The following is a 24662-nucleotide window of genomic DNA, read 5'->3' on the forward strand; positions in this document are numbered from 1 at the left end:
TGTGGTTACTTAAAATTAACCCAACTGTCAGATTAAATCACAACTTCTTCATATTATGACTATTCCCTCTTTTAAGAAGTGACTTGGTGTTTTCCTAATTCAAAATCCCATGTATATAAACTTTAGCCCTAATATCTCCGCCCTTTTTTCATCGCTTTGCAGATCAATTCTCCATCTTTCTTCCATAAAGGTTAATAATCTCATGCCTCTGTCAAATATTTCCTGTGAGGTCCAATTCGAATAATGAGAAATTTCATTTTCACTATAAGATCCGTATCTATACCCTATTTGTCCTTTTCCCTTTTGGATTTTATCCTTGAAGCAACGATTTTGTAACGAGGAGTTTTTGGCTTTTGATAGAGGTAATAAATTCCCTAATGAATTTCGTAAGCTTTTTCGTTCCTTGGAGTTAAAATTGCTGAAACTTTCAACCCAGCATGGCAATTTTGCTGTTTGTGGATAGATATGTTCGACCGTGACGAATTCTTCAGCTTCCGAGTCAAAGTCGTCCCAATTTATTTTGTTTCGCCTGGTTTTTGATTGTTCTTTTAGAGAGCTTTCGTATTCATATAGAAAGTATCTTATTCCATCCCACTCATAGAACCCATTCTTTTTCATGATATCAATTATCCTATCGACAAAATCTGGGTGCGAAATAATTGTTTGAATACAATCCTCCAGATATTTAATGATTTCAATAAGTTGTTTCTTGCCATGAAAAACATCGAATGCCAAAGATCCAAAGTTGATGTAGTTTCTATAGTGTGGTTGGACCAAAAGACGGTCGATGAAAATAAACCTTTCAAGCAAGGATAAAAACTTAATTTTTGCATCTTTTTTTTGTTTTTTTAGATACAGTGCTGAAATAAGGACTAAAGCGCTGTTATATTTTAGTCGAACTAATTTGTTAATTAATAGTCTTTCTTCTTCCGCTGCATCCAGAAATTGACTTGGGTTATTTATATTATACCAGATTATTACACACTCTTGAAGCGTTTCAACATACTTTCTTGTTTCACGAACAGTCATAATTGGGGCTGAACGTTTCTTTTTTCCATTGATATTTCGCAGCGTAAAAACTTCATCCAGAAGGTAATTCTCAATAGTAGATCTTTTCGTCATGCCATGCATATATCGTATTCTATGATGTCGTAAATATTCTTCATCTCCAAAATATAATATAGTATGTAAATCCAGGAAAATATCATCGCTTAATGGTTTATCCGGATTTTTGCCCAGATAATGATATATACCTTTCCATGCATCATTGATTGTCTTTCTTAATTCTCTTTTTTCATCCTCCTCAATTTCAAACTTAGTTGAAAGGTATATTAGTCTGTTTTTCAATAGTTCTAAATCGGAGAGAGGCTTTCCTCTATTGTTCATAGTTTCGAAAGCGATAAACACATCGATATCTGAGCTAATTGAGTAAATATTAAACAGTAGGTTTTGTGTGACCTTGCGAAAAATTGTTTCTTTTTCTGTTAGGGTCAGTTTGGATAACTTTTCTCTGAAATAGTTTTTAGCATATTGTAAGTTATTTGTATAAATTGTAATTTCCTTTCTGTAATTGCTTGAAGAGTATTCTTTGAAAATTTCTGTTTTCAAAAATTCATATGATGGATTATCTTTCTCGTATCCAAAAATGTAGGATCTAGAATTACCATTATCTCTAGAGTCAAAAATATATCGCTTTCGTATTTCGTTTATTGATGTATAGTTGAGAATATCTTGTTCACCAATACTTTCAGTGATGGCCTGAATTAAAATAATTGTTGTAGTTAGACGTTGTTGCCCATCTACCACATAAAATGGTTCAAAACTTTTTGCTTTAATAATCCATTCGTCCTCCTCCCAATTAGCAATTGTCTCCTTGGGGACAACTTCAAGTGTCAATACACCAACATAGTGGTTTTTACCCGGTTCGAGTTGAATGATATCGTTCCAGTAATCCTTAAGTTGCTTTTCGCCCCATGCATATCCTCGTTGGTAGTCAGGGATTCGATACAATTTTTCGGTGAAAATTTTTGAAATTGATTGCAGTTGATTTTCCATGATTTTGGGTTGTTGAATGACACAAGATATGTCTCAATGATAGTTGTATTCTCAGGAGTGGTACTTTCGTTTTTTAGGGTTGTTCAACCTTTCCAGCCTCCATTTCGCTTCCTGATATTTTTTAAGTGCCATAAACTGTGTCATTTTTAGTTCAATGGATATTTGGGCCAGACTATATTTTTTCTCGTCATGAAGTTTGTATATTTTCGCTTGTATTGGGGTGAGATATGCTTCATAGTTTGGAATGGGAATTATTGGATTTTGATGATAAGCGATTGCAATTGTTTTTAGCCTCTTGGTGATCACTGTCATTTCTTTAATGATTTCGTTTTCTTCTCTTTTTACAGCTTGATAGGTCCTGCCCAAGCGTTTACCAATCTGTTTATGGCTGAAACCTCTATTCAGCAGTTCCAGAACTATTTTTTTAGTGGGGTGGAGATAGGAAATTGCTTTTTCGATCAGCTGTCGGTTCTCCTCGTCGATCCTCGTTTTTTCACGTTCCTCCAATTCTTTTTCAAGATCACTAATGGCAAGGGGAATTCCCTTGTCTTCATAAAGGTCCAGGGAAGTAGTGATTGTTTGGGATTTAAGATATTTCGAACACCTCCATCGAACCTGATTATAGAGGAAGCGCTTAAATTGCTGTAGGTTTTGTATTTCTTCGTGATGCTCCCATATCCATAGAAATGCATCCTGAATAATTGTATCGGTTTCAAACTCGTTTTGTATTCTTTTCTGTGCAAAACGATACAAGGACTTACTTAGCGCTTCCATCAGGTAGGCTAAGCCTCTTGGGGAACGTTTTTGGAATAGCAAAAAGTACGGATGTAATTTGTCTTCAGATGTTGGTAATGGCGGGTTGATATCGGGCATTTTCTCTATAGTTAGTAAAAATTAAAAGACTTGAAAAAAATCGATGCACATTTTTTTTCAAAATGACATTTTGCAAATCAATAAGAAAAAAAAATAGACTTTCTATAGATTTTCTTAAGGATGTTGTATTAACGATTGGTTAACAATAGATTAGTCGAGCGGTAATTTATAGGTATATAGTACAGATAGCCGCTTCGACTGAGCCGGGTAGGCACTAGGTTTTTATGGTTGGGCATAGCTACGATCTAATCTGCCGGTTGAGGTCATCACTTTCAGACCCTCACTGTCAGATTAAATCGTAGCTGTTTTAATTAAGCGGATAAGTGTTGCAAATCCTGAGGAGCACTTGAATGCTCTTGTACCGAGAGCCATGTGTCTTTGATGGCTTTTTCTATTCTTTCTCTCGATTCATAGCTTTTCAGTGCAGAAAAGATTTTGGAAATTCGATACAGTACCGCTGTTTTGGATTCTCTGATATGGTTGAGAGGAATACCTTTTAAAATAGCCCAGAGCAGATAGAAGTTCAGGGCTACTCTTGCGTTGCCATTATTGAAGATTTCATCCAGCCTCCTGTGGCTTACTTGATCTCCTGGTTTGCTATTTGATTTTGCCAATAACAGTCTCGTTTTTTCCAGGAATTCAGCTTCAAAGTCAATGAGTGCCAACAGGAACTCTGCTTTAAATGCCCTGTTTTCCAATGTTCGGGTTATGTTGGCTTTACGTCGGAATTTAATGACAGTGACTGCCGCCCGTTTGTTTATGGATAGTATTTCAGTTATGTTTTTTATACTGGGGGCTCCGGCAGTGATGTAGTGTAGATAGCCAAGGCGGGTCATAAGTTCCTCATTGAGCATCCGCTTATCCTCTTTTCTTAGGTAGAGCCACTTATTTTTGTTACAGAGATCCTTTACCGCATCAATAATGTCACTATCGATATAGGCATTCCAAAATTCAAAGGTGTCTTTATCTATAGGCATCGGTTTATGGTTGATCCGCTTGAATAATTCTTCCGGAAGGAAATGTTTGTTGTTCTCCTCTTTGATTTCTATTATTTCCAGGTCGAAGTGCCTGATGCGCGATTGTTCCTCTTCGGATAGCTGGCTGAATTTTTTACCATGAAGGTGTGTTAATATGCCTTCCCGCAGGTTAAGACTGAAATTGTTTTTTTTGGAAAGCACAACCTTTCCGTTTTCATCTATGTAGTGTTCGCCGAGGAACCCGATGATCGTTAAAAGGCGCTGTTGACCATCTATAACTTCTGCTACGCCATCTTTTCTTAGGTAGATATACAGCGGATGGATCTTGATGCCCAGGAGAATACTTTCTATCAGCGAAGATGCTTTTGCAATACTCATTACTTCGCTACGTTGATAGGACGGTTTGATTTTGAATTTCCCCCGCTTTATTTTGTCCAGAATGTCACCGACAGATGTTGATGTAGGGTCCATTTTGGAAAAATGTTCCTCCTCTTTCCCTGGCGCGAAACGGGTTTCCATATACTCCTGCATCTTTTCTTTATGGGATTCCAGGAAGGAATCATCACTTTTTAAATAGCGGATAAAGGCGATGTCTAGCTGAGAGGTGAAGAAAGTTGAAATACTGTTGTAGCGTTTTATGATATGTTGTGTATTGTTGTTTCGTTCTACGTGATACGTTTGTATCTGTTTTTCGATGTGGTTGGTTAGCCTTTCCTTAAAAGTTGGATTGTTGATCTCTGTGGGTGAGACCTGTTCGTTTTGACATATGGACAATGCCCAATATAGACACTCAAAGATCACACCATTCGATTTGCAGCCCTTTGCGTGTAATTTTTCTTTGATTTCCCAAATGAAATCGCATTTTTTTTTGAAATCATCAAAGATAGCAGCCGGGCTTTCTGCGGACCCTTTGTTGGTCATATTATAGGAAAGATAGTCATAGTATATATTAATAAGATCTTCCCTGTAGCGTAGGAATTGGTTGATAGGAACATTATGCAGCACCAGCATGTGCCTGATATGTTGCATCATGATTTCGTGATTTTTGCTCCTATGCTGAAAGATGTCTGTTACCTGCTTGTAAAGTGACGGCTTTTTTTCAAACTGTTCCTTGAAATATATATTGATTTTGTCCTGTATGTATTGCGCTTTAAACACTTCCTCCTTCTTTAAGGGAGAGATGCCGAGATTATATCGTTTGAAGATTTCCCGTTTCACTATTTCTTCTTCCTGGGAATTAATCAGTGAATCATTAGTGGCTGTTATTTGAATCAGGCGAAGTGAAGTGTCGAGGATACGATCTTTCAGCTTGTCGTCGAGCTGTGAGAATTTTTTTCCGGCGAGATGCCATAATTTATCTAATCCATTGTTTTTCAATTGAAATTCGTCTCTAATGAATCTATATATCGATTCCACGCGCTGCCTGCCGTCTATCACTTCCCAGTCATTTCCTTTAATATAAAGAACAATGGGAGGTATCTCCCCGTGCAGCAGAATCGTTTCGACCAGGTAGGTTGCTTTTACATCTGTCCACACATAGTTACGTTGATAGGGGGGGGTGTAGTTTAGCGTATGCGTTTGTTTGTTGTTGAATTGGAATACGGAACGTATGGACCTGAGTTTATTGTGAATGATAATATTTTTGAAGAGATCAATGATGATTGTTTTTTTCATGGTTTGTATTTTGTTTGTATATGGTTGAATAGACGGTAGTTATGGGCATAATATTCCTGTTCCGAAGGTGAGTCGGTGAAATTTTTTGTGCTTCTTTTTCTTGTAAAATGGGTTTAATGCGCTACGGTAATAATCGTATAGGCCTGCCATTTACATGATTTCCCGATTGTCAACATGATCGGGATATTTATAAATTGATTGTTTTGGATTTTATTTTTGCATGTTGAAGGGTAGATATGAGTTTGAATAAATTAAAGCGCATAGTTACTTAATTCGCAATCTCCAAATGTTAACCAATTCTAAAAATGGCTGTAATCTAGTCTGGGTGCGGGAAGAAAAATTGATGTCTGGATGTTTTTTTGATAGAATTCGTTAAAGTTGTCTAGGTTTTTACTTCAGATTGAGTGATTTTTTTTCAAATACTTGGAGAAAAATCACTCATTTTTCAACCTCCATACCTAATAAGTTTAGCCGCGCACTCGCCGATCTTCTCGATTTTTTCACTGTTTCTAAAAAAAAATACATTCATCCAAACTTTCTGGATAGTTAGTGGCGTATCTAAATAGACAACACATCAAAAAAAATCAGGTAATCCACCTGGTTATTAAAAATTTGACACATATGAATAAATCTATGATGACATTGGTCAGATGGGGACTTGTGATAAGTGTGGTAATACAGTTGAGAGATACTACTGAAACTAAGCAGGAGTCTGTGTCTTCAGGGAGGGGATGTTATCTGATCGATCCTGAAGACGTGGTTTCGAAAAGAGGTGAACATAATGAAAAACTGCCTCCGTTAAGAGGAAGGAATGTGTTTCCAATGGAAGTCCTTCATGTATATGGGGAAGAAAAAGTTGGTAAATATTATCAGATGGAAGATGGTAAGCTGTTGTTCGTTGAGGAAAAAAGGCGGTGAGTGCCTCGTTTGGTGATGCAGATGTAAAAATTATGATTCCTTACTAACTTAGCTATTTGAAACCAGAAAATACATATAACAACAGGATATTTGCATTTTTATCGGAAGAAGAGAAAAGGAGTGAGTTTAAACGTCTTTATGATGAACATCACGGTCGGATCTTTAAGGCCATATTGCGTATGCTCGGAAATGGAGAACTTGTTGAAGACGTTTTGCAGGAAACGTTCGAGAATGTATGGAAGAATATGGATAAGTATGATGCTGATAAAGCGTCAGTATATACCTGGATATGCAATATCGCACGCAGTGAAGTAGGGAATGTGCGTAGAAATAAATTGTATCGCTCCCTTTTGAAAAACGCAGCTTTGGAGGATGCACACACCAATCTGGTGCTGACATTTGATAAGGAATATACCGGAATCAACAGGCTGTTTAATCATTTGAAGCCTGAACATCGTATATTAATGGAAATGGTCTACTATAGAGACTGGAAGCAGGAGGAAATAGCTCAACAGCTCGGCTTACCGCTAGGTACTGTTAAGACAAGAATTACTAAAGCCAGAGAGGCATTGAGAGATATTGCGAAGCGCGAATATGGATATTGAACGATACATATCATCCGGTATTATAGAAAGCTATTTGCTGGGGCTTACTTCGGACGAGGAATCGGCTGAACTGGAACGCATGTGCGTAGAATATCCCGAGTTGGAAATCGAGATACTGCGCTGCGAACAGCGTATGGATAGCATTATGTATGATGAAGCTGTTCTCCCTCCGGAAAGAATAAAGGAAAGAGTGCTCCAAAATATAAGGCGGGAAACGGAAGAAAATACGATATCCAATTATCCAATTATACATATTCAGCCAGATAATGGAGAATACGTCTTTGTAAGGCGTGTATTGGTTTATGTGTTGGTCTTTATATTAGTGGTTTTAAACTTGGTCTTTTTTTTGAATCTGTTTTATTACTACAAATTCGAACACCGGGAGGCATTACCGAAAGTCCATAGGGCTTCTGTAACAACAAAGGTAGTCACTGCAAAAAAAGCACATCCCCCGGTAAAGAGAGGGGGACAGTTACAAGCGGGTGTCTTGCAACCCGAAGGACGACCTCCTGGCTTTGTAGGCCTGAAATTCCGGGGAAACCCTCCATTGTATTATTAAAATGATTAAATTCGAACCAGCAAAGTTTTCTATATTAAATGGAACCCAACAGGCAGTTACTGTGGTAAGCCCCCTCAAAACCCGAGGTAGAGAAGTTTAATAAAGCATGGCAGCGATAGCCGAAAAACTTTCCCTATTAAAACGCAAATTCCTTACGAAAATGAGACGATTAACCTGTTTCTGTACCAAGCGATTTTATTTGTCCTTGATATTGCTGGCTGCTATCAGTTTGGGCCCCGGATGTCATAAATCGAAACAATCAGACCCCTGCGATGGGGTTGTCAGTGAAGGAATGCCTACCCAGGCGGCCCTGATCCTGATGGATGGGCAAACCGGAGAGAATATTCTTTCGGCGAAAAATATTGATGCGACGACGATCTCCATTACTACTGAACCGGCAGATCTCCCGTTGGAAAAAGGTATGATCGTGAAAGAAGCAGCTTCACCATTGAATGGTGCGCTGATGTTTCATATTGCGGATACCAAAAAGGGCGCGTTCAAATACAAAGTCACTATTCCCAATGTGGGCAGTACTACCTTGTCTTACATAAATAAGGAAGAAAAAACAAATAACCCCTGTAATCCTCTTTATATCAATGTGGCAGATCCGGTTATTGAGGACCATCAGTTTACCCTCACGCGGACTGTCTCCCGGCTGGTATTTAAAGTAACAATGTAAAGATGTGTTTCGCACAAGATAAGAAAGCGCGGGACCAAAAGTCCAGGGCTTTCTGTTTTATATCGTATAACGATTAAGGATATACTCTAACGATGTTGGGATAGAGTTTAAAAGCCTGTGAGAAAGTAGCGAATCCGGTTTCAAACCGGTTGTCTCCCATCAGGTAGTAACCATTGTAGGTTTCTCCATGTCCCATATTGGTATGGATGAAGTTAAAATCCGGTGCGAGGGTACCGGCAATACGGGTGACCATCGCCCCATCGATCAGCCACCAGTGGCCCTGGGATTGAGCCGTTTGTCCATACATCATGATGATTTTGAAGTCAGATACGGAACTTCTGATGGAGGCAAAATTATAGGATGTTTCTGTCCCCATTGTGATGCTTTTGCTGCTCAGGAAGTTCCGGATGGTGGTGATGTTGGTAGTGCTTCCGGTACAGGTATAGGTGATGCCGGCTTGTTGGGTTACACCGCGCATCAGTTCCGCCACCATGTTCCGACGCTCAATCGGATCCTGAACGTGGCTGCCGAAATAATCAGTATCCTCCCATATTTCCTTGTTCACCGTTAGGTAATTCCAGTCCATGTTAACACCGTTTATGACCATAGGAGGCTGATAAAAGGCCAGCACCTGGGCAATGGCGATCGCTCCGGCGCTGATGGCGTAACGGTTATCCCACAGCCAATTGTCCGGACAACTCTGTGGCATTAACCGGTTATAGGGTATTTCCAGGCTCCAGGCGGTTGCCATAATCGGCATGTAGGTGGCAATCACCTCATGGTTGGGGCGGGTACTGAGTGGATTTTTTTCCATGGTGTATTTGGTGGTGGGCCTCTTGTCTATCACAATATGTTTTTGCACCTCGGAAAGTTTCACCTCCGCTTGATGGATTGACAAGGAAGTCGCTATTTTGGCTATCGCGCTGGCTTTGAGGGAGTCTGTCGTTTTGTTGGCCTGTTCGTAAAAATCTTCATAAGCCAGCAAGGAGGAATGTAAAAGCATCTTCACATCCTCCGGTGTTCCGGGATCACTTAACGGTTTACCACCGTTAACAAAAGCAACGATCTGCGGGCATCTGGCATAGGCGGAGATAACAGCGGTAGTGGTGTCTCCAGTGCTGTTGACGGAGGTCAGATTATACAGGGGAGTAGTATTGCCGGTCGCGGATTTCGTGCGTACGCTGAAGGGCGCTATGCGATAGTTTTTAATACCGGATGCTGATTTGCTAGCTGGCTTTTTCGAGGTGCTGCTCATAAACTGACTGACCATCGATACCATCAAATACCCGTACTTCGGCTACACCGGCGGCATTTTTAAATCTTACCAGCGGGGCCACATGATAGCTCCATTGCTGACAGCAGAAGCTGTTGACAGTCACGGCTAGCGGTGCGGAGGTGGCATAGATAAACAGTTTTCCACAGCCATATCCGTTCATGGCAATGATTTTGGCAATCTGTTGTGCTCTGGCATAACAGCCGTCAGATTTAAAAGCAAATGTTTGTACAGGATCAGAAGCACAGGCGCTAAAGATCAGATTCATCTTCGCTTCACTGGGCATCAGCGGAATATCCTCTTCTTTCGTTGTTAAAGGTCTCTTGGGCGCATAGTCAAGCATATACTTGTCGATAGTTTGTTTGGAGGCCGCTTCTACGGCAGCGATCTCAATTTTACTTTCCAGGATGCCGTTTTTGTAAACAGAAATCATCACCGGTATTTCATCTTTGGCAGCCGCTTTGATCAGCTCGAGATTTTTCTGGCTGTTCTTTTCTCGCAGGTCCAGCGTGAAAACCATCGGTGTTTGTGCAAAGAAGATATCTGCGCGGTTGTTTTTGAGGTTTACCATGGTAGGAGTGAGGTTCCCGAACACTTTGGAGGAGTCAGTCCTGACAATGGTTTGAAGCGGCGGGTTGGTGTTGTTTTCTTCGGAAGGAGCGCTGTTTTTACCATCTTTCGTACAGGCAACAAAGGTACAACTGAGGCCAATGAGTAAAACAAACAGATAAGAGAACGTCTTTTTCATAATGATTATTTAGAGATGATAGGAATTACTTTTTGCTGATGTTGGAGAAAAAGGTGAGATTAATTTTATACTTCTGTGCACTGTTGGACGCAAAAGTTAAGGAACCAACATTGTCTTTGCCTACGAGGTACCAGCCACTGCCAGACCAAAATGATCCCCAGCCCATATTGCAGTGCAGGTACATATTGTATCGCTGCCAAACATTGTTGCCTACAATGGTTTCACCGGGATTTAAACTGGTCACTGCGTAGCCGTCCACCACCCAGGCATGGCCCACTTTGGGATTGCCATCATTGTTAGGCTCGCGGAAGCCGGTGGCCAGTACCAGTTTTAACTGGTCCAACGAATTTTTTATGTCCGTCATATTGATACCGATGCCGTTGTTGACGTTCAATGTTTGCCTTAAATAGGCAATGCCGCTTGTACTGTTGGTGGAAGAGCCATCACAGCTGGGGGTGGTGGCGCATCCGTTAAAAACATTTTTGATAAAGGAGGTAAGGTGATTACGGGTATTCTGATTGGTAGCTTCATCACCTCCATAGGGAGTGGATAACATGGCATCCCACTGAAAGGGTGTAGCAGCACCATTAATATTCACCTGTAGATTGGGGCGGTAATAGGCCTGTACTTGGGCCGCTGCAATTACAAAACATCCTGCGGGATAAGGAGCGTTGGGAGAGCCATTGGGACAGTTGGATGGAGGCATGAGTAAATTATAAGGCTCGTGCTGGTCCCAGTAGGTATTGGTTAACGGACCCACCTGGGATCACCTCGCTCTTGGTACCGGGTCGTTCGTTTGTAGTGGCAATATGTCTTTTCACAAAATCAAAGACATTGTTACCGGGAATTCTTCCGAATTTTTGTTCCAGTTTGCTGATAGTAGGCGCATATAGGGAGTCTACTATCTTTTCCACTTCTTTTACTTTATCTACCAGTGATAACTGGGAAAGCAGCAGCATAGGGTCTGCTGTACCTTTTGCCTCCTGTGTGTAGGCAATGACGAACGGTACCCGTTCGTCGCCGGAAACAACGGCCAGCCCACGTTGGGCGCCTTTTTTTACGACTACATTAAAAACGGGAACGGTAGTGGCGGCGCTGCCTTTCGTGGCTACCTGGCTGCTACTGCCCTTTTCATTGATATACGATTTGCCGATGACTTCAAAGGTCGATTTTGAAGTGCTTTTGGTGCCCGGTGTCCGGGAGATGGAGTCTTCAAAATGCCGGAGAATGCTCAACGCGTCCTGCGTGCTTAGTTCTTTGGGATGCGCATAAGCGATACTGGCAATTTCGTAATCAGTTAAGGTGATTGTCCCGTCCGGACTTGGCGTGGTCATGTCTTGTTTGCCGCCCTTTTCCTTTTGACAGGAAATGGTTAACAGGGCCGTTACAAACACAACGACATAGGGAAAAGCGTTTATTCTTTTCATAACAGATAACGGGGAATTATTGATGGGTTAAAATGAAAAATAGGGAACAGGTCTGCTGATGGACTATTGTTGGGCTACAGAAATACGGGTTATACTAACGATCTGTGGTTGCTGCTACAATTCAGGTCTATAACATTTTTTTTGAGTTTGCTCATGTGCTTTTGGTCTTCTTCGGACAGCTACAGTCCTCGAACACTGAAATACTGCTTCAAAAATATATTTCGGTGCTGCAGCAAATTTGCGCTGCTGAAAAAAATGACAGGAATCCTATGTTTTTTATCCTGATGAATGATTTTCTTTGGTGACAGCACTTCTTTTTTAATTAATGAAAACTAAATCCCTATCTTTGTGCGGATGGTAAAAAATACCACATTCCCATAACTCAAAATAATCTGTATCAGCATCAACCAAAATAGATAGATAACCCAAATCTTTAAACATAATACCCTCAAGTATGCCATTAGTAATGCTTTTATAAAGCATTTAGATAACCCTGCGTCTATCCTTTTTTATTTATTCACTTAACCTTTTATGTATGAAAATCACTAACGTTTTCCTTACTCTTATTGTAGCATCAGGATTTTTGATGAGCAGCTGCCGTAAAGATCTGGTTGCAGATGCCAACCTGCAGCAGCATGAGCAGCCCATCAACAGCCAGATTAAAGGCGGACAAAAAACGGTTACCTTCACCTTCGGGCCTGGTGGCAGCCTGGAAAGAGGCGGTACCCAGGACGATGTATCTGTCTACAACAAACCGGATTGGGTAGATATCAACTTTAGTAGTTCGATTGACTTCATCGCATTATCATGGACTTACCAGGGCGTACCAGGCACGGCCGTCAGTTCTTTAGATTTAATGGTCTCAGTTCTATTCCGACGGGTACTACCATTATCTCTGCCACCCTTACACTAAATGGTGTAACCAGCAGCGTGGCAGCGCCCCAGGGTAACTCCTATTATCCGGGATCACCCTACAATTCTTCCGGTACTAACCCTGCCTGGGTGAAACGTGTTACCGGCCCATGGTCCGCCAGCACGGTCACCTGGAATACCCAGCCGACTACCACTACTACCAATGCGGTGGCTGTTCCTGCTTCTACTTCACAGTGGAATTACGGTGTAACCCTTAACGTTACAGCATTGGTACAGGACCTTATCAACAGCGGACAGAATAATGGCTTTAGCCTGCAACTGCAAACAGAAGCCTATTACCGCTGCCTGATCTTCGCAGGCCCCCGCCATGCAGATGTTAGCAAGCGTCCGAAACTGGTGGTTACGTATGAGATATAAACAATGATATATCAATACAAAAAAGAAGGTGCGCTTTATAGCACCTTCTTTTTTTGTGTCTTTTTTTATGAAGAAGACACCGGAGGTATCCTGATGAAGGAGAAAAATTACTTCGGCAGCAGGAACCCGAATGTAAAACTGTTATCTATACCGGATAACAATGATTTCAATAGGTAAAAAGAAAAATAACGGGTATGGTCAAACTTATAATCTATTGTACCGGTACGACGTGAAACCGGCAGTGATTTATCCTTGTTCTTCGGGATAATCACATGTTTCAGCATGAAGGAAGGAAACTTTGCTACTTTTTTTTGCTGCCCTTTTAACTTGTCCAGTACCAGCTGGTGATATTCCCCAACAACCTTGCCGCTGGCTTTTTCATCATTCAAACTAAATTGAAAGGATAAATTATTCAGCATACCGGATTCAACATGAAAATGCCCAAGGTTCTCAGCTGCTGAATTGAGAGTGGTAACGTCTAAATTGTCAATCGCGCCACTGACATAATAATCTTTACCGGGATTAAAAGGTAAATAAACGGATGTCCGGATCGTGCCTGATCCCATGAGAGAACCTTCCATTTCCAGGTTCATATGGTCAGGATCGGATGGGGTAGGGTGATTGATAAAGGGAGACACGGAAAGCCGGAATTTTTCAATCTTCAGCAATCCTGTTTGTTGCCCGTCTTTCGGGTATTCTTCATAGGATACTGTCGATTCGGATACTTTGAGATGATGCGCCCGGATATGTACCGGGATCTCCTTCAGTGATACCACAGGCAGTGGTCTATATTGTAGCGTACGCGGCAATCTCCTGTCCCGAAAAATTTCAAATTTGCTTTCCTTTATCCATATTTGTTCTGCTATTACCGCTTGCTGAAATAACTTGCTGACATCGAGTTTGGTGACTGTGATACCGGAAATGACTGCATTCATCACATCTATCTGATGCCCTGCTTTCTGTCCTGTTTCATACTTGTTGTATAGCGGACTGATTTGAACAGAAGTAGCCTGTAATGTTCCCTGATGATCGATATCCAGTTTTTTGATTTGAATGCGCTGGTAAGCGCTGGGATTAATCGCCTGAATGTCATGCAGGGAGCAGGTGAGCGTATTGAATCTGATAGGAGTACTGTCTGTTATTTTTAATTGATGTATGGCTACCTTACCCTGTAGTGTTAATTGATTGCCGGTTGTTTCTTCGTAAGCAATATCAGCCCGGTTGACACTGAACAAATCCGCTTTTATGGATGAAAACACTTTTTTAACATCCATAAGAGAGGTTATTTTGGAAGAGCGGTGGATTTTAACAACAGCGTTTTGCAGCATTATTTTTTCTGCTGCCAGCTTTTTATCAAACAATAAAGGGATATCCGGATGATGAATAGTCATGTTGTCAATACATAGCGGTTGGTCGTTGGTGTTGTGTGGCGGAGCCAGCTGCAGGGAGTCTGTTTGCAGGATGCCCTTGGGGCTGTCCAGAATTAACTGCTTTATCATCAGCGTATAGCCGGCATTGGGTAGTGTATAGTGGATGTCCGATAATTTGCTTTTGATGGCGCCGAAATGAAAATTCTCTGTGGTGAGTGCCTGGGTTACATCATTGATATCGATGTCATCCAAAGCAATGTTTCCTTTCAGCAGTGGTTTATTGTCTTCCGATATACGAAGGTGAAACGCTTCGAATTGACTGACTGATATGCGTTTGAAAGACGCTTGTCTTACCAAATCTGTTAGTATGGTATCTCTTTTATTCAATAAAAAACTGTCCAGATTAACCTCTCCATCACTGAGTATAAAATTTTTGACAGAAAGTGTTTGCCGGAACAGTATCATGATAAAATTGATGCCGTCGAGTGTTACCCGTGTAAAGCGCAGCGTGTGTTGATGTTGGTTGTTGTTCGGTGTGTAGTTGACGGTGAGGTTGTTCAATTTAAGTGATGAAGCGAACAGGTTACTGTGGAGAGATGAAAAGCTGACTTTTACATGAGGGGAAAGATGCTGTAGTTTTTCGCTGATTTTATGCTGAATGATCCCGTTGATGATGATGTTCGCGATAAACAGTGTCAGCAGTAATCCCAGGCTGCTGTAGAGTAGCAACCGCCACTTTCGGTGTATGTTGAAGGTTCTTTGCATCAGTTCGCCGGGATGGTAGCTTGTTTATTAACTTTTACACCGCTGGTCCCGGATTGTTTTATTTTAAAGCAAATTTCCCGCCAGACAGCTTCAACAGGTATAGGGGGATAATTTATCCGGTTTGTTAAAAATATATGGGGGTATGAAGCCAGGCTTCATACCCCCATATATTTTTAGCGCAGACAACACTAATACCCCGGATTCTGCGTCAGTCCCGGTTCTATCTTCAAACTACCAGAATGAAAAGGCCATAAATAATTCCGTGCCTGAAACGAGCGGTCTTCTATTTTGAGGGAAACAAGACTGCCATTTACCAGCCGGGTATGCCCCAGTGCTGGTTTGCCCATCACCTGTTCACCGATCTTCCAGCGCAGGATATCGTCGTATCTGACGCCTTCGCCGGCCAGTTCTGTTCTCCGTTCGTTCCGGATAAGGTCTACCCATTGCTGCTGGTTGTAGGCGGCATATTTGGGCAGGGTAACATCCGCTTCTGTCATATCCAGGCCGGCCCTGGTCCTGACCTGGTTGATACAGCTTTTGGTGAGATTGTCAATTTTGTTTTGCATAATAGTAGCTTCTGCGTAGGTCAGCAGTACTTCCGCATAGCGTAATATAGGGAAGTACATGTTGCCATCATTTTTGAAGGCATCCGTTTCATCTACAAATTTTCTGAACCAATAACCGGAGCGGCTGGCACGTTCTTTTTCATGGAACATGGGGCTGTTCTGATCGTAGATATTGATGGCTTCGTTAACAAAGATATCGCCCTGGCCCATGATGCTGGCTTTATAACGCGGATCACGGTTCAGTTTCGGGTCCAGCTCATAATCCTGTTTGCTATGATAGGGACATTCATCAATTTTGTTGCCTTGTAAGGTCCAGTAGGCATCGACCAGCGATTTTAAGGGTACGGAATACGACTGCCCTTTACCGGTGCGGAAATGCGGTCCCAGGTGTTCAAAGGAATTGGTACCGCTGTTGCCATGGCTTTGCATATCCATTTTGATGATAAACTCCCTGTTGGTCTTATCGGCTTTATAACTGAATAAATCGGCATAAACGGGATACAGGGCGTAGTTGCCGCTATCCATGATCTCTTTGGCGAGCCGCGCTGCCAGCTCATAGCGGCCGTTGTACAGCGCATACCGCATGATCAGGGCTTTGAGCGAATACTTGTTGAACATGTAGCCTTCTGAATTGTATTCCTTTTCCGGGAGCGTATTGGCGGTGGCCTCGGCCATCGGGAAAAGTGTATTCAATATTTCTTCTTTGGATTTAGCGGGTTGTATCACCTTGGAGATATCCACCGGCTCCAGGTAAAAAGGGATATTGCCCCAGCGGGAAACCATCCTGAAATAGTGCCAGCAGCGCAGCCCTTCCAATATTCCTTTGTATTTGGTGCGGATGGCTTCATCTTCCACATAAGGTGTATTGATACTTTTCAGGTAGGTATTCAAACGGCCTATATGTTTCATGTGGATGGTGTAATAATACTCAAAAGCCCTGGTATTGGCGTCGTAGCTGCCATTGGCGATACGTTGATGATTATCGTCTTCTATCCGGCTGTAGGCATTGTCGGATTTACTGTCTTCCATATAAAAAAGCAATCTTCTGTCGCCCTGATTGGTGAATACATCCAGGTAGGTGCTGTATACCACGCGGCGCAGGTCTTCTTCTGTATTGAAGAACTCATCGAATTTGGTGGCGGTAGGATCTGGTTTGTCCAGGAATTTCTGGCACGCCGGCAGCACGATGGCGAATAATATCAATATGATAAGTGTCTTTTTCATCTGATGCATGTTTTGCAGTTGATTGAAATAAGGTGGAGGATTAAAACAGGGTAGCCCTTACCCCCAGGCTGTAAATAGCCATTCGGGGATAGTTGCCGTTGCCGCCGTCGCGCTCGGGTTCCAGTCCTTCCCAGCGGGTGAAAGTGATGGCGTCCTGTGCGTTCACATATACCCGTACGTTCCGGATGGTTTTACCCTGTAACGGGAACGTATATCCCAGCTGCAATACTTTTACACGGAAAAAAGCGGCATTACTCAACCATACATCGCTGAGGTAGGTATTGGTGCTGGAGCCGGTCCATACCCGCGGAAACCGGCTGTTGGGTGTTTCGGGTGTCCAGCGGTTATCTGCATAGTATTGTCGTGGTCTTCCCAGTGAATTACTGCTGCCGTCCACCAGGATAGGATAACCTTCGAGGCCGCCCAGCCGCCCGAGCCTTTTGCCTACACCCTGACCTAAGAAGTTAAAGTCCCAGTTTTTAAACTGTAAACCCACGGTAACGGAGTAGTTCAGGTGAGGGAACGGATCTCCGAGGTTTACCCTGTCGGCGTCGTTAATGATACCGTCGCCGTTCTGGTCTTTGTACCTGATATCGCCGGGGAGGGTATTGGGCAGTTTAGCCGGGGTGGCGTCTACATCCCGTTGATCGCGGAAGAGGCCATCGCTTTTATAGCCATAGTAGTTATCGATGGCGATGCCTTTGTACCAGATTTTATCGTTGTTGTCTTTAAAGATCAGCGTATCGCCGTCGCGGTAGCCTGCTTTCAGCACTTTGTTCCGGTTGTCGAACAACATGGCGCCGATGGTGTAACTGAGGTTGCCGATTTTATCCTGCCACTGTAAGGATATTTCGTACCCGTTGTTTTCTACTTCTCCGATGTTAAAAGCTGCTTCGAGTGAGCTGGAACCGGTGATAGGCGGAACGGGGAACCTGGAGTAAATCAGGTCATAGGAGTTCTTTTTGTAGGCTTCTGCCGTGAGGGTAAGCCTGTTGTTCAGTAAGGTCAGTTCCAGGCCGATATTGCCCTGTTTTTGTTTTTCCCAGGTGAAGTTCATGTTGGGTACCCGCATCAGCCATCCCCATTCGTTTACATTCTCCTGCCACAGGTAGGGATCTACGTTCTCGTTACCGATAAGGCCATAAGAAGCACGTAGCTTCATGTTGTTGATAATGCCGTTGTTGACGAGGCCTTTCATGAACCGTTCATTGGTAACGTTCCAGGCAAGGGCGCCTGCCGGGAAAAAGCCCCACTGTTTGCCGGGGGCAAATTTGCTGCTGCCATCCCTGCGGGCGGTGAATTCCAGTATGTATCTGTTGTCAAACGAATAGTTCAGTTTACCGAAAAAGGAGGCTTTCGCAATTTCCTGGTAATTGGTAAAGTTGAAGGTCATCACTTCCGAACCGGCGGTGAGGTATATTTTATCGGCCTGATGCCGCAGGCTGCCGGTATAGTTCAGTAGTCCGCGGGCGGTCAGCTGACTTTGACTCACATCCTGATCGGCGCCCACCTCGTTTTTCCATATTTTCACCGGTTTACCATTACCGTCATAGAATTTAAAAGTCTCCCGTTGCCGTTTATTGGCGGATTTGCTGATCTGGTAAGATACGTTGCCTTCCAGGCTCAGATGTTTGCTGATGTTGTATTTGGGACGCAGGTTCACGGAACTGAAATCATACAGGTTATTCCGGAATCCGCCCCGGTTGATGGAGGCTATCGGGTTCATATCGTTATACAGGATATAGTGCTCGGGGATGTCTCCCTCGGGATAGTATACCTGCTGGGTGGGATTCATCTTCCAGAGATTTTCATATAAACCGGTTCCGTCGTCATTTTCCTTCAGGCGGTTAATTTGCAGGCGATGGGCGTAAAAATCGGCCAGCAATACAAATTTATCGGCGATGTTGATGTTGGTATTAAACCGTGCGGAGTATTTACCGGAGCCTTCATAGCGGTTCAGCCCATTTTCTTTCAGGTAGCCCATCATCAGGTTGAAAGAACCGATACCACCGCCGCCGGATACGCTCATGGTCAGGTTTTGGGAGTTGGCGGTGCGTTGCATTCCTTTTTTGAGCCAGTCAACAGAGGGTGTTTCACCGGATGTTATTTTGCTGATATCCTCATCGGTATAAAGCGGTGTCTGACCTTGCAGATTCCTGGCTTCGTTGTTTAAACGCATGTAGTCGGCGCCGTTCACAAATTTGGGGAGATCAATGGGTTTTTGCACGGCGGCCCATGAGTTTACATCTACTTTAAATTTCCCCATTTGTCCGCGTTCTGTTTCTATGATGATAACCCCGTTAGCACCCCTGGAACCATACATGGAGGCGGATGCCGCATCTTTTAATACGGTGATGCTTTTTACCTGGTTGGGGTCTATGTCATTTAAACTTTGTTCCATACCATCTACGATCACGAGTGGACCGGCATTCTGCAGGGTGCTGATACCCCGGATGGTGATACCGGGCACGCTGCCGGGTAAATTAGTGGTTTGTTGCACCGTTACGCCGGGAACAGTGCCGGTAAATGCCTCCTGTAGTTTAGCGATGGGCCTGGTTTTGGTGAGTTTGATGTCTACCTGGGAGACCGACGATGCCACGTGCCGGCGCTCTACTTCGGAAAAGCCCATGACCACCACTTCGGAGAGACTTTTGGTACCTGTTTTTAACCGTATTTCCATATTGGTATGCAGGGAAGGACTGACTTCCGTTGGTTCAAATCCGACGGCGCTGATCATGAGGGTGACCGCCTCCCGGGGGATTTTTATTTCAAACCGGCCGTCGTTGCCGGTAGCGGTACCGATGTTTGTCCCTTTGATGAGGACGCTGGCGCCGGGTATGGGTTCGCTTTTTTCGTTGGTAACCCTCCCGGTCACTCTCATAGCGGTATCGGCCGCCTCGCGGGTGCGGCTGTTTAGCAGGATACGGCCGTTGTTAATGGAATAACGTACCGGCTGGTCGCGGAGTGCTATCTCCAGTACCCGTTCCAGGGAAGCGTTTTGCACTTCAATGGTCACCGGTTTGGTGGCAGACATGAGCGTCTCGCTATAGGCCACGGATACGCCGGCCTGGACGGCCATTTCTTTAAGGACCTTTTTGAGGGGCGCATTTTTTTCCGAGAGCGTTATCTGCTGCGATAAGGCTACGGCACTGCATTGCAGGCAGACTGCAAGCAGTAGGACAGAGGTAAGTCTCATAACGTAGAACATTTTGGTTGAACAAAGCGGTTTCATACCGCAACCGGCCTGGTTGCAGCAGTGTTTGGTTTTTTCATTATTATTTTATCATCATACAAAAAAAACGTGCTCCGGCAGGCACTTTACCGGGTCAGCGTTACTTTGATGGTCCGGCCTTCCAGTTTGAATTTCAAACTGTCGGTTTCGAGCATAGGCAGTACTTCCTGTAGTGGTTTACTGCGACTGATATATCCTCCGAAGCGGTAGTCCGCTGGTATGGACTGATAGTCGGCTTCCACATCATACCACCGCGACAGCTGCCTGAGTATGCTGGCGAGACTGGTATTTTCAAAGTTGAAGTGGTCTGTTCTCCAGGCGGTGGCCTCTCTCAGGTCAACCGTCTGTACGGAGAGGGCTCCGGTAGTATTGTCCACTGCAGCGGCTTGTCCGGGACGAAGCTGTTTTTCATTGTCACCGTATTTCACTTTAACGGCGCCCTCCACCAGGGTGGTGCGGGTTGCCGGCTCGTCGCTGTAGGCCATGATGTCGAAGCTGGTACCCAATACCTGTACTTCCATATTGTTCACTTTTACAATAAACGGTTGGCCGGGAATCTGTTTGATATCAAAGTAAGCCTGACCTTGTATTTCCACGGTCCGGTTACCGGCGGGAAAGGCCGTAGGATAGCGCAGGCGGGAGGCCGCATTCAGCCATACCCGGCTCCCGTCCGGCAGTACAACGTTGAACTGTCCGCCACGGGGTACTGCCAGCAGGTTATAACTAACAACGGATGAAGGGCCGGCGGTAAGCGGATACAGCAATTGACCGTTGTATTGCTGCACCTGCACATTGCCCTGTTGAATCACCTGGCGACCGGTACTGTCCAGTGTAATCACGGAGCCATCCGATAAGGTGAGTTGCGCCTGCTGGTTACCGGGCAACCCTACCGGCGTAACGTGTAGCCGTGCCAGTTTGGGAGCCGGCTGTTGGCGGGTAGTGTAAAAGATAGCGGTGGCGGAGAGCAGCACGGCCACTGCGGCGGCGGCGCCCCACCATCTGTAACGGGGGCGCATCGGCACTACCTTGCGCCGGCGGATCTCTTGTAACAACCTCGCTTCTATACGGTCTCCCATGCCTTCGGGCACTGCATGTTTTTCGTTCATCACGCGGTCAAATTCCTGTTTAACCACCCCCAGCAGATGGCGCCGGGAGCCGGATGTATGCAGATAACCGAATAATACCTCCAGTTCCTCCGGGCTGCATTGGCCATCCAGGTACCGCTGTAACAGTTTCTCGTAATCGTTCTCGGGTTGCGACATATTTTTTTGCCCATTGAAAACAAGGGGGTACTATATAATATCCGGAAATGAGCTGGGAGGGTACCCCCTTTGGAAAAATTTTTTAAGAAAAAGTGGAGACCAGCCAGATGGCCATTAAAATATCGCCGTGCCGGTATACGTAATCTTCTATGAAACGCATTCCCAGCACCATGTGTTTTTTTACCGCATTCCTGGAAATCCCCAATATGGCGGCGGCTTCGTCGTAGGTCTTCCCTTCCTGGCGGCAAAGGCGGAATACTTTCAGCCGTTGACTGGTCAGCTTTGACAACGCTTCCTCGAAAAGCCGCTCGTACTCCCTTGTCCGTACCACTTCTTCGGGTTGCTCGGGGTCAATACCGGCCAATTGCTGGTAGAACTGTACCCGCATTTGTCCGTCGGAGGCCAGTTTGGTAATGGTTTTAATGACATGGTTGCGGGCAATACGATACAGATACCCGCTGAAATAAAGTTGTGGATTAATACGGTCCCTGATCTCCCAGATTTTGAGAAATACGTCGTGCACCAGGTCTTCCGCAAGGGAAGGAACCTTGCAGAAACGCAACAGATAAATATATAAGGAAGGATGGTAGTGCCGGTAGATGGCTGAAAAAGCTGATTCATCTCCCTGGGTCATCCGTAGCAGCACTTCCTCTTCCATGGACATACGCTCCATACCTTTTGAAACCAGTTGTAAGAAACAATAAATTAATGGATAATAGGTAGATAAAGATAAAAAACCGCGCAAGGAAATAAAACCGCCGGTACAGGATTAATAAAAGCTTCTTACTGCGCGAAAAATTTTGAAAGTTGACCTATTGTTGTTTATCTTAGAAAATATACCCACGTTTATCACCGATACAAACCCTTACTGTGCTGATAAAAAGATATATCCTGGTGTGTTTGACAAGCTGCTTTTTTATACCCGGTTATAGTGTCGGTCAGCAAAAGGCAAATGGTGGAGTCCACAAAGATACGATCACGGGTATCAAAGACCTGCGTCAGGTGGTGATCAGTTCCTCCAGGCAAGTTACCGAGCAGCGGGTCGACAAAACCATTGTTAATGTAGACGCCCTCATCAGCAATACGGGTACCTCCGCCTTTGATGTATTGAATAACGCACCCGGCGTGGTACTGGACGAAAGCGGTCAGGCGAGCCTGAAAGGTAAAGACGGCGTTCGTGTTTTCATCGACGGCAAACCCTCGTATCTTACCGGAAAAGAACTGACCAGCTATCTGAAGTCACTGCCATCCGGTACTATCGATAAAATAGAACTGATGTCCAATCCGCCTGCCCGTTACAATGCTGAGGGCACAGGGGGGATCATCAACATCAAAACAAAAAAATTATCATCAAAAGGGTTTAATGGAAACATTAACCTTAACTATAGTCAGGGTGTTTACCCTAAAACCAACAATACCGCCAGTTTCAATTACAACAATAATAAGGTGAATGTTTTCGGTCATGCGGGATATAGCCTGCAACAAAACTTTGTTAACTCGGACCGCGACCGCCATTATATTGTTAAAGACGTATACACACTGCGGCAGCATTATTTTGAAAAAAGCGACCGGCAGGGATTCAATTATAAAGCAGGCGCCGATTACCGGATGAGCAACAAAAGCACCATCGGCATCGTATTGTCTGACAACCACATGGCGCCGTATAGGGAAACCGGTCAATATAACAGTCTTTTTATCCGGCAAGGAAAAACAGATTCGACGATTTATATCAGCAGCCGCGTAGCCGAAAATTCCCGGAACTTTACCGGTAACGCCAATTTTCGCCATCAGTTCAATAAAAATGGAAGAGAACTGAATGTAGATGTGGATTACCTGAAATATCGTTATGCAAAACAACAATCGTCCGAAAGCCTGACCTATCAGCCAGACAACACGCGCTCCGACAGCTATCATCTTCTTACTGATAATCCTTTCCATGCAGAGATCTATGGGGGGAAAATGGATTACGTGCATATGGCCGGTAACGGCACAAGCCTGGAAGGCGGCGTCCAGTCCATCTACTCCAAACGTAACAGCGAGGGCATTTACTTCAACGGTGTTTATCACGCAACTACTCCCGTTTTGCAGCTGAACAACCGGTTCCGGTACAACGAAAATATTAATGCGCTGTATGTCAATTTCAGTAGGGATTTCAGGCGGTTTTCGCTGGTAGCGGGCCTTCGGATGGAGAGCACCTATGCCAGGGGGACCATCGTCACAAACGATCTGCAAAGAGATTCCGCCTTCCGGAAACGCTACACCGATCTTTTCCCAAGTATATTGCTCTCTTATAAACTTGATAGCAGCGGCCTGCATGTACTCAGCCTCTCCGGGGGCAGAAGGATTTCCCGGCCAGGTTACCAGGACCTGAACCCGTCCGTATTTTTCTTTGACAAGTACACCTCCTTCCAGGGTAACCCGATACTGACACCGGAATATGCGGGCAATTTTGAACTGAACTATTGTTATGACGGAAGCTATACAGTGGGCGTATATTATAGCCGGGTAAAAGGTACCATTACGCAGCTATATGCACAGGTGGACAGCGCCTTTATTTCTAAGCCCTATAACCTGGAGCTGGTCACCAATGCCGGTATTACCGCTAATATTTCGCATAATATCACCCCGTGGTGGAATACCAGTCTTTATATGGAATTGGTGCATTCGCGTTTCCGCGGCTGGCAGGAAAATAACGTTTACCTCGACAACAGCCGTACGGCTTTCCGTTTCAACGGCAGTACGAAAATACAGTTCGGCAGCGGATGGAGCGGGGAGCTGAGCGGGTTATACCGCGGCCGGATGGTAATAGGGCAGGCCACCCTGGAGCCGGCCTGGAAAATAAATGCTGCATTACAAAAGAAAGTAATGAAAAACAAAGGTACCCTCACCCTCAGTGGACTGGACATCTTTAAAAGCTGGGTAGTAGACCGGAATATCCGCATCCCGGAAGGAAATGTCTTTGTATCAAATATCTTTGACACACATCTTGTTACTATCGGATTTAATTACCGGTTCGGTAAAGCGGTAGCCAACCGTGAACGGAAGGGGAGTATCCAGAACGAACAGCAAAGGGTAGGGGGACAATGATCACGCGGATCAATCCCTTATTATCCTACCTTTGCCGCAATACAAAAGTACAACACATGGAGCTTACAGCGTTTCTTC

General features: G+C 44.2%; 19 protein-coding genes. 7 read left to right on the forward strand and 12 right to left on the reverse strand.

Annotation, left to right across the window (positions count from 1 at the left end; all coding sequences use genetic code 11):
* Nucleotides 1–99: 99 nt before the first annotated feature.
* From ICL07_RS27335 to ICL07_RS27345, 3 genes are all read right to left on the reverse strand, one after another.
* Nucleotides 100–2055 (reverse strand): DUF262 domain-containing protein, encoded by a 1956-nt coding sequence (locus tag ICL07_RS27335; protein WP_188091249.1) that lies wholly within the window; start codon nucleotides 2053–2055, stop codon nucleotides 100–102.
* Nucleotides 2056–2106: 51 nt separating this feature from the next.
* On the reverse strand, nucleotides 2107–2928 hold the full coding sequence (locus ICL07_RS27340) for an RNA polymerase sigma factor (protein WP_188091250.1): 822 nt from the start codon (nucleotides 2926–2928) through the stop codon (nucleotides 2107–2109).
* A gap of 311 nt (nucleotides 2929–3239) precedes the next feature.
* Nucleotides 3240–5579, reverse strand: coding sequence for a DUF262 domain-containing protein (locus ICL07_RS27345; protein ID WP_188091251.1), 2340 nt, complete (start codon nucleotides 5577–5579; stop codon nucleotides 3240–3242).
* Nucleotides 5580–6200: 621 nt separating this feature from the next.
* Here ICL07_RS27345 and ICL07_RS27350 point away from each other — a divergent pair.
* The 4 genes from ICL07_RS27350 (at nucleotide 6201) to ICL07_RS27365 (ending at nucleotide 8340) form a co-directional block, all read left to right on the forward strand.
* Complete coding sequence (locus tag ICL07_RS27350; protein WP_188091252.1) at nucleotides 6201–6497, forward strand: hypothetical protein; 297 nt, start codon at nucleotides 6201–6203, stop codon at nucleotides 6495–6497.
* A gap of 56 nt (nucleotides 6498–6553) precedes the next feature.
* The gene (locus tag ICL07_RS27355) at nucleotides 6554–7102 is read left to right on the forward strand and encodes an RNA polymerase sigma factor (protein WP_188091253.1); all 549 of its coding nucleotides are present in this window, start codon (nucleotides 6554–6556) and stop codon (nucleotides 7100–7102) included.
* Complete coding sequence (locus tag ICL07_RS27360; protein WP_188091254.1) at nucleotides 7092–7661, forward strand: hypothetical protein; 570 nt, start codon at nucleotides 7092–7094, stop codon at nucleotides 7659–7661. Before ICL07_RS27355 ends, ICL07_RS27360 begins: the two co-directional genes overlap by 11 nt.
* Before the next feature lie 199 nt (nucleotides 7662–7860).
* Nucleotides 7861–8340 carry a hypothetical protein gene (locus ICL07_RS27365; protein ID WP_188091255.1) on the forward strand — a complete coding sequence of 160 codons (480 nt, stop codon included), beginning with the start codon at nucleotides 7861–7863 and terminating at the stop codon, nucleotides 8338–8340.
* Between the two features lie 73 nt (nucleotides 8341–8413).
* Here the strand turns inward: ICL07_RS27365 and ICL07_RS27370 are convergent, their stop codons facing one another.
* Genes ICL07_RS27370 through ICL07_RS27385 form a run of 4 tightly spaced genes read right to left on the reverse strand, consistent with a single transcriptional unit; the run spans nucleotide 8414 to nucleotide 11788 of the window.
* Nucleotides 8414–9595, reverse strand: coding sequence for a C10 family peptidase (locus ICL07_RS27370; protein WP_188091256.1), 1182 nt, complete (start codon nucleotides 9593–9595; stop codon nucleotides 8414–8416).
* Nucleotides 9567–10361: a protein-glutamine glutaminase family protein gene (locus ICL07_RS27375; RefSeq protein ID WP_188091257.1), complete on the reverse strand. Its 795-nt coding sequence runs from the start codon at nucleotides 10359–10361 to the stop codon at nucleotides 9567–9569. Before ICL07_RS27375 ends, ICL07_RS27370 begins: the two co-directional genes overlap by 29 nt.
* Nucleotides 10362–10386: 25 nt before the next feature.
* Nucleotides 10387–11067 carry a C10 family peptidase gene (locus ICL07_RS27380; protein WP_188091258.1) on the reverse strand — a complete coding sequence of 227 codons (681 nt, stop codon included), beginning with the start codon at nucleotides 11065–11067 and terminating at the stop codon, nucleotides 10387–10389.
* A 7-nt stretch (nucleotides 11068–11074) separates the two neighbouring features.
* The gene (locus ICL07_RS27385) at nucleotides 11075–11788 is read right to left on the reverse strand and encodes a Spi family protease inhibitor (RefSeq protein ID WP_188091259.1); all 714 of its coding nucleotides are present in this window, start codon (nucleotides 11786–11788) and stop codon (nucleotides 11075–11077) included.
* A gap of 535 nt (nucleotides 11789–12323) precedes the next feature.
* Between ICL07_RS27385 and ICL07_RS27390 the strand changes: the two genes are divergently transcribed.
* Entirely contained in the window at nucleotides 12324–12701 is a 378-nt protein-coding gene (locus ICL07_RS27390; protein ID WP_188091260.1) for a hypothetical protein, read from the forward strand.
* A complete protein-coding gene (locus tag ICL07_RS27395; protein WP_188091261.1) occupies nucleotides 12596–13078 on the forward strand; it encodes a DNRLRE domain-containing protein in 483 nt (160 codons plus the stop codon). The genes ICL07_RS27390 and ICL07_RS27395 overlap by 106 nt, the downstream gene beginning before the upstream one ends.
* Before the next feature lie 107 nt (nucleotides 13079–13185).
* Here ICL07_RS27395 and ICL07_RS27400 read toward each other — a convergent pair whose 3' ends face one another.
* The 5 genes from ICL07_RS27400 to ICL07_RS27420 all read right to left on the reverse strand — a co-directional run bounded on the left by ICL07_RS27400 (nucleotide 13186) and on the right by ICL07_RS27420 (nucleotide 22170).
* Nucleotides 13186–15213 carry a DUF748 domain-containing protein gene (locus ICL07_RS27400; protein WP_188091262.1) on the reverse strand — a complete coding sequence of 676 codons (2028 nt, stop codon included), beginning with the start codon at nucleotides 15211–15213 and terminating at the stop codon, nucleotides 13186–13188.
* A gap of 188 nt (nucleotides 15214–15401) precedes the next feature.
* The gene (locus ICL07_RS27405; protein ID WP_188091263.1) at nucleotides 15402–17003 is read right to left on the reverse strand and encodes a RagB/SusD family nutrient uptake outer membrane protein; all 1602 of its coding nucleotides are present in this window, start codon (nucleotides 17001–17003) and stop codon (nucleotides 15402–15404) included.
* 40 nt (nucleotides 17004–17043) lie between these two features.
* Entirely contained in the window at nucleotides 17044–20199 is a 3156-nt protein-coding gene (locus ICL07_RS27410; RefSeq protein ID WP_223152123.1) for a SusC/RagA family TonB-linked outer membrane protein, read from the reverse strand.
* A 122-nt stretch (nucleotides 20200–20321) separates the two neighbouring features.
* Nucleotides 20322–21497, reverse strand: coding sequence for a FecR family protein (locus ICL07_RS27415; protein ID WP_188091265.1), 1176 nt, complete (start codon nucleotides 21495–21497; stop codon nucleotides 20322–20324).
* Nucleotides 21498–21579: 82 nt separating this feature from the next.
* Nucleotides 21580–22170 (reverse strand): RNA polymerase sigma factor, encoded by a 591-nt coding sequence (locus ICL07_RS27420; protein WP_188091266.1) that lies wholly within the window; start codon nucleotides 22168–22170, stop codon nucleotides 21580–21582.
* Nucleotides 22171–22367: 197 nt separating this feature from the next.
* On the opposite strand from ICL07_RS27420, the gene ICL07_RS27425 reads away from it, so the two are divergent.
* Nucleotides 22368–24584, forward strand: coding sequence for an outer membrane beta-barrel protein (locus ICL07_RS27425; RefSeq protein WP_188091267.1), 2217 nt, complete (start codon nucleotides 22368–22370; stop codon nucleotides 24582–24584).
* Nucleotides 24585–24662 lie beyond the last annotated feature (78 nt).

Origin of the sequence: Chitinophaga qingshengii, from assembly GCF_014529935.1 — a bacterium.
Classification (GTDB): Bacteria; Bacteroidota; Bacteroidia; order Chitinophagales; family Chitinophagaceae; genus Chitinophaga; species Chitinophaga qingshengii.

Bases quoted from the DNA above. Each gene is read 5' to 3' on its own strand.
- ICL07_RS27335 (WP_188091249.1), bottom strand. From the start codon at position 2,055: ATGGAAAATCAACTGCAATCAATTTCAAAAATTTTCACCGAAAAATTG.
- ICL07_RS27340 (WP_188091250.1), bottom strand. From the start codon at position 2,928: ATGCCCGATATCAACCCGCCATTACCAACATCTGAAGACAAATTACAT.
- ICL07_RS27345 (WP_188091251.1), bottom strand. From the start codon at position 5,579: ATGAAAAAAACAATCATCATTGATCTCTTCAAAAATATTATCATTCAC.
- ICL07_RS27350 (WP_188091252.1), top strand. From the start codon at position 6,201: ATGAATAAATCTATGATGACATTGGTCAGATGGGGACTTGTGATAAGT.
- ICL07_RS27360 (WP_188091254.1), top strand. From the start codon at position 7,092: ATGGATATTGAACGATACATATCATCCGGTATTATAGAAAGCTATTTG.
- ICL07_RS27370 (WP_188091256.1), bottom strand. From the start codon at position 9,595: ATGAGCAGCACCTCGAAAAAGCCAGCTAGCAAATCAGCATCCGGTATT.
- ICL07_RS27375 (WP_188091257.1), bottom strand. From the start codon at position 10,361: ATGAAAAAGACGTTCTCTTATCTGTTTGTTTTACTCATTGGCCTCAGT.
- ICL07_RS27380 (WP_188091258.1), bottom strand. From the start codon at position 11,067: ATGCCTCCATCCAACTGTCCCAATGGCTCTCCCAACGCTCCTTATCCC.
- ICL07_RS27385 (WP_188091259.1), bottom strand. From the start codon at position 11,788: ATGAAAAGAATAAACGCTTTTCCCTATGTCGTTGTGTTTGTAACGGCC.
- ICL07_RS27390 (WP_188091260.1), top strand. From the start codon at position 12,324: ATGAAAATCACTAACGTTTTCCTTACTCTTATTGTAGCATCAGGATTT.
- ICL07_RS27395 (WP_188091261.1), top strand. From the start codon at position 12,596: ATGGACTTACCAGGGCGTACCAGGCACGGCCGTCAGTTCTTTAGATTT.
- ICL07_RS27400 (WP_188091262.1), bottom strand. From the start codon at position 15,213: ATGCAAAGAACCTTCAACATACACCGAAAGTGGCGGTTGCTACTCTAC.
- ICL07_RS27405 (WP_188091263.1), bottom strand. From the start codon at position 17,003: ATGAAAAAGACACTTATCATATTGATATTATTCGCCATCGTGCTGCCG.
- ICL07_RS27410 (WP_223152123.1), bottom strand. From the start codon at position 20,199: ATGAGACTTACCTCTGTCCTACTGCTTGCAGTCTGCCTGCAATGCAGT.
- ICL07_RS27415 (WP_188091265.1), bottom strand. From the start codon at position 21,497: ATGTCGCAACCCGAGAACGATTACGAGAAACTGTTACAGCGGTACCTG.
- ICL07_RS27420 (WP_188091266.1), bottom strand. From the start codon at position 22,170: ATGGAGCGTATGTCCATGGAAGAGGAAGTGCTGCTACGGATGACCCAG.